6 protein-coding genes are annotated in these 4,892 nt (G+C 44.5%); 3 read left to right on the forward strand and 3 right to left on the reverse strand.

What is annotated here, in order from left to right:
• Positions 1-226: 226 nt before the first annotated feature.
• Positions 227-760, reverse strand: a complete 534-nt coding sequence (locus PN499_RS14855) for a pyroglutamyl-peptidase I family protein (RefSeq protein WP_272032765.1) — start codon at positions 758-760, stop codon at positions 227-229.
• A 67-nt stretch (positions 761-827) separates the two neighbouring features.
• Between PN499_RS14855 and hisH the strand changes: the two genes are divergently transcribed.
• Both hisH and rsmD read left to right on the forward strand, forming a co-directional pair.
• Positions 828-1,463 (forward strand): imidazole glycerol phosphate synthase subunit HisH, encoded by a 636-nt coding sequence (gene hisH, locus PN499_RS14860; RefSeq protein ID WP_272032766.1) that lies wholly within the window; start codon positions 828-830, stop codon positions 1,461-1,463.
• A gap of 28 nt (positions 1,464-1,491) precedes the next feature.
• Complete coding sequence (gene rsmD, locus PN499_RS14865) at positions 1,492-2,034, forward strand: 16S rRNA (guanine(966)-N(2))-methyltransferase RsmD (RefSeq protein ID WP_272032767.1); 543 nt, start codon at positions 1,492-1,494, stop codon at positions 2,032-2,034.
• 16 nt (positions 2,035-2,050) lie between these two features.
• Here the strand turns inward: rsmD and petG are convergent, their stop codons facing one another.
• Positions 2,051-2,170, reverse strand: coding sequence for a cytochrome b6-f complex subunit V (gene petG, locus PN499_RS14870; protein ID WP_019486789.1), 120 nt, complete (start codon positions 2,168-2,170; stop codon positions 2,051-2,053).
• Positions 2,171-2,487: 317 nt separating this feature from the next.
• Here petG and PN499_RS14875 point away from each other — a divergent pair, with 317 nt between their 5' ends.
• Positions 2,488-2,868: a c-type cytochrome gene (locus tag PN499_RS14875; protein WP_272032768.1), complete on the forward strand. Its 381-nt coding sequence runs from the start codon at positions 2,488-2,490 to the stop codon at positions 2,866-2,868.
• Positions 2,869-2,957: 89 nt separating this feature from the next.
• Here the strand turns inward: PN499_RS14875 and PN499_RS14880 are convergent.
• Positions 2,958-4,892 (reverse strand): CHAT domain-containing protein (locus PN499_RS14880; protein ID WP_272032769.1); only part of this gene is annotated, 1,935 nt, incomplete at its 5' end.

Genomic DNA, 4,892 nt, shown 5'->3' on the forward strand with positions numbered 1-4,892 from the left:
CAATAAAGAACATAAATAAACGCTATAAATTGTAAGGTGGGCGCTCGCCTCTCTCAAGAATTAAAAATGTAAAATTAAAAATTAAAAATTTAATTAATTTCCTTTTTAATTTTTAACTTTTAATTTTTAATTGATTTAGCTATAAGTTACAGGTTTTTTGCGGCGAGCGCCCACCCTACGTTTAATTATTGGGTATTACTACACAAACAAAGTCCGCCTACGCGGACTAAGAAATAAGTTTGATTTTGCTGTGTTCATTACAAAAGTCCATAATTAATAAAAAATCTTGAAGAATTATTTCAATATTTTCTTCTGTCAAAATCGGGACGTGGATAAAGATACATTGACTTCGCAAGCTATTCTCTTTTATATGTTTCAACACTGAATAATATAGAGCTTCGCAAACAAATTTACCTGCATCATCGCTAATCTCAGTTATAGTTAAATTTTTAACTAGGCTTGACAATGGGAAGGTTGTTTGCAGGATTTCGTAGTCGGAAATAGCAGTAGATTCTACAGTTAAATTTTTACGCGATTCCGCCATGCCACAGCAAATAATCAAATCGGGTTGTAATTCGTCGATTTTCGCGATCGCTTGTTTCGGCCCGAACTTTGGATCGACGGGCAGTTTTCTTAAAAAAGTTAGGGCGTAAGGCAAAGATTCTATTTCCGCAACCTTTGCCAGTAAATCGTCCGAAGCATTAGACGGCTGATGGGGCAGCCAAGTGTCAAAAGAGGTGAGCAGAATGTTTATAGTCATAGAATCGGCGATCGCAGAGTCGGTTTTGTGTAAAGATAGTGAAAGCTTCTAATATAAGGCCAAATCAATGTCTGTGATTGCAGTAGTAGACTACGATATGGGCAATTTGCACTCAGTCTGCAAAGGCTTGGAAAAAGTGGGTGCAAGGCCTCATGTCACTGATTCGCCGAAGGAAATCGATCGAGCAGATGCAGTGGTTTTGCCCGGTGTGGGTTCGTTTGACCCCGCCGTACAGCATTTACGATCGCGCGGCTTAGTCGAACCAATTAAAGCCGCGATCGCATCTGGTAAACCATTCTTAGGCATTTGTCTGGGTTTGCAAATATTGTTTGAAAGTTCCGAAGAAGGCACAGAACCAGGGTTAGGAATTGTCGCCGGTACTGTACGCAGGTTTCATTCGGAACCAGGGCTGACAATTCCTCACATGGGATGGAACCAACTACAGTTTAATCAGCCAGATATTCCCTTGTGGCAAAGTTTATCGGCGAATAATTGGGTTTATTTCGTCCATTCTTACTATGTCGATCCTGTCGATTCGAGGGTGTGTGCTGCAAGTACAACTCACGGTACTCAAACTGTGACAGCCGCGATCGCCCAAGGCAATTTAATGGCCGTACAATTTCATCCAGAAAAGTCTTCTGCTACAGGCCTACAAATTTTATCAAACTTTGTTAGCCAAGTCAGGGTGACAGTTAACAGTTAACAGTTAACAGTTAACTTTAATTGATAAAATGACTCTCAGAATTCACGGCAACCGTCAACTTAAAACTCTACCCGGACTTCTCACCCGCCCGACTTTGGGGCGAGTACGAGAGGCCGTTTTCAATATTTGGCAAGGCACTATTGACGGATGCCGATGGCTAGATTTGTGTGCAGGTAGCGGGTCAATGGGTGCTGAAGCACTGTGTCGGGGGGCGAAAGAAGCGATCGCGATCGAAAAGTCCGCCAAAGCTTGCACCATCATTCGCCAAAATTGGCAGCAAGTAGCCGACTCTTCCCAGCAATTCCAGATCCTTCGGGGAGATGCGATCGCAGAACTGCATAAGCTAGCCGGACAGCAGTTTGACCGAATTTACTTCGATCCGCCCTACGCCAGCGACTTGTACCAACCAGTGTTAGAAGCGATCGCTACCCAACAAATGTTAGCCGAGTACGGCGAAATAGCAGTAGAACACAGCCCCGAACTAGAGACAATAGAACCATTACCGCCTTTGGAAATTTGCAGGCAGAAAGTCTATGGCAATACAGCCTTGACTTTCTACCGTCCCGCATAAATAGGCGATCGCTTCTCTATTTATTAATGCCTAACTGATCGCCACGCTTGTATTGCTGATAGGCAGCGAAAAATAGCCCCAGCAAGGTGACGGCAATTAAACCCAAGACAATACCTGAAAGCAGCGGTTCTACCACGTTATATCTCCTTATCTCTTACTTTTCGCAATTTATAGCAATCTTAATCTTAATTGAAATGTGAACTTATTTGACAGAGTAAAAAAATAACAACCGCCACAATTGTTAGGACAATTTTATAACTTATGTAACGCCGCCCTCTGAGCGGTTCCGTTACCGCCCAGAGAGCGGCGTTACGGATATATTAGCATTTGCTATATTTTTAATTTTTAATTTTTAATTTTTAATTACTAATTCCTTGCCCTTCCTGCCAGGAACCATTAAGCTATGTTATGTGAATTAAACTTTCTTGTAGATTCTTATTTAATTAGAAACCTTTGGATAACCAGCTCGCTAGCAATGAAATTCAACACCTGGTCAAGCGGATCGCTTTGATTGCTCTAGTGGTTTCGCTGGTAAGTCTTATAGCGATTTTAGGCATAAGACATTTTCAGGCCGCAGATCCCTACATCAAAACCGTTTTGTCCATGAATGGCGATCCCGTTCAAGGTAGAGCCATCTTTCAAATGAATTGTGCCGGTTGTCACGCATGGCATCTCAACAGTCAGATTGGCCCTAACTTGCATGGTGTCTCCCAGCGCAAATCTGAGAGCCGTCTGATCGAGCAAGTAATCAGCGGACAAACCCCTCCCATGCCTCAGTTTCAGCCAAGTCCCCAAGAAATGGCAGACCTACTCAGCTATCTGGAGCAAATTTAATCAGGAAGGAAGAAGGAAGAAAGAAGTTAACAGTTAACAGTTAACAATTAACAATTAACAATTAACAACTAACAACTAACCACTAACAATTACCAAGGACTACCTATCATCGTAAAACCACTCCAATAATAAGGATGGGATAAAGTTGTACTAACTTGATTTTTTCCCCCTGCCGGCAGCATTACTCCACTTGCTACACCACCTCCTCGTAGTTGGCCAGACTCTATCTTGATTTCTCCTCGAAGCATCGCAATTTGTGATTGCCGCAAAGCTTCAGATTTAATCGCAGCATTGCGTAATTGGCTGTAAAATCCTGCCATCAACCCCAGCGTTCCCTCATCAGAAACATACCATAAACTGGCTAAGGCAGACTTCACCCCAGCTTGTACGGCAAGACCTGCAAATCCTAATTCTGCGCCATTATCTCCTACTGCCGTGCGGCAAGCGCTCAACACCAGTAACTCTACTGGCGGGTTACTCCAGCCTAACTGCCGAAGCTGATTCAGTTGCAGTTGAGCGTCCCATAACTGAATGTAAGAGTTGCCGGCAGCCCCCGGCTTGAATTCGCCGTGCGTAGCTAAGTGGATAATTTGATAAGGTGTAGCAGAGCGTAGAGATTTGAGGTTTTTAAGAGTGAAAGCTTCATTGAGGAAAAATTGCCCTGGCCACTTAGCCGCGATCGTTTGTAGTTCTAAAGGTACGGCGGGTAAAGGTGATTTGTCAGAAAATACTGATGCACCCATTGCCAAAACTGAGGCACCAGAAAGGCTTTTGTAGCTAGTATTAGTTAAGCTCAAGCTCGGTATTAGCGCTAGGCTATATTTTTCTACCAGAAATTGTTTCCCGTCGTGGAGCGCGGCAACTGGTAGCGTCCTCAGTCCTGCATCCAGACTAAACAGAAGGGTTTCTATTTTTTCCCCTTGTAATTCCGCCTCTAAAGGCTTGAGTAACCAGTTATAAAGCTTTTGTGCGGGTGAAAGATAGCTTGTGGAGCGGCGTTTGACAGGATTGGTAATTTCGTCGCGGAACTGGTTTGCAGTCTGTATTAGCACGTCGCGATTGGCCTCGCGGACGGTTCGGTGCAGGATGTGACCACTGGCGGTCATTAATACAAGTTCTAGCTGATCTGGGCGCGCGATCGCATAAACAATTGCAGACCGATTGCCAGTTTGTTTCTCGATTTTCGAGAGCATTTCTCTGATATTTTGAGCAGAATTTACAGCCGTTCCTAATGAAAGACTTTCTCCCAAGTAATCCTTATATTCCTGTTGAGTCAGCACCTCGATTTGAGGTACGGCGACCTCGACTCTGCCAGCATCAAGAGTTTGACTGAGGTTAGCTCTAGCTACTTCTACGGCTGGCGAGAATCCGGCTAGACTGGCGTTAGGGGGGCCACCAGGCGGCGGTGGATTGTTGCCATCTGGTTTAGGGCCGTTAGGTGAGGGATTTTGTGGCGAGGAACTATTGGGATTAGATTCGACACGCAATATTGAGCTGTTGCCTAAATTCCCAGAGATGCTGTTGCCACTCTGAGGTTGAGGCATTAATCCAGAGTTGGGATTGGCTGGCTTTCCAGGATCGCCGCTATCTATTCCGGGAGCAACATTTAATATTTGCTGATTGTAAAGTCCACCACTATTGAGAACCGGACTGTCGGGTCTAATCGTATTTATGCCTGCAAGATTTGGCGAGGGAGGTGGATTTATTGGGGAATTAGCTAATTGTTCTCGTGGGGGTAAAGGCTGCTGATTGTTACCTCCGGGTTGCTGTGGATTACCATTACCTCCGGGTTGCTGATTGTTACCTCCGGGTTGCTGATTGTTACCTCCGGGTTGCTGTGGATTAGCATTACCTCCGGGTTGCTGATTATTACCTCCAGGTTGTTGTGGATTACCATTACCTCCAGGTTGCTGATTATTACCTCCCGGTTGCTGTGGATTACCATTACCTCCAGGTTGCTGATTATTACCTACAGGTTGCTGTGGATTACCATTACCTCCAGGTTGCTGATTATTACCTACAGG

The organism is Kamptonema animale CS-326 (assembly GCF_028330895.1).
GTDB lineage: Bacteria > Cyanobacteriota > Cyanobacteriia > Cyanobacteriales > Microcoleaceae > Kamptonema > Kamptonema formosum.

Excerpts from the sequence above, each read along its gene's own strand:
- PN499_RS14855 (WP_272032765.1), bottom strand. The coding sequence starts at position 760 with ATGACTATAAACATTCTGCTCACCTCTTTTGACACTTGGCTGCCCCAT.
- hisH (WP_272032766.1), top strand. The coding sequence starts at position 828 with ATGTCTGTGATTGCAGTAGTAGACTACGATATGGGCAATTTGCACTCA.
- rsmD (WP_272032767.1), top strand. The coding sequence starts at position 1,492 with ATGACTCTCAGAATTCACGGCAACCGTCAACTTAAAACTCTACCCGGA.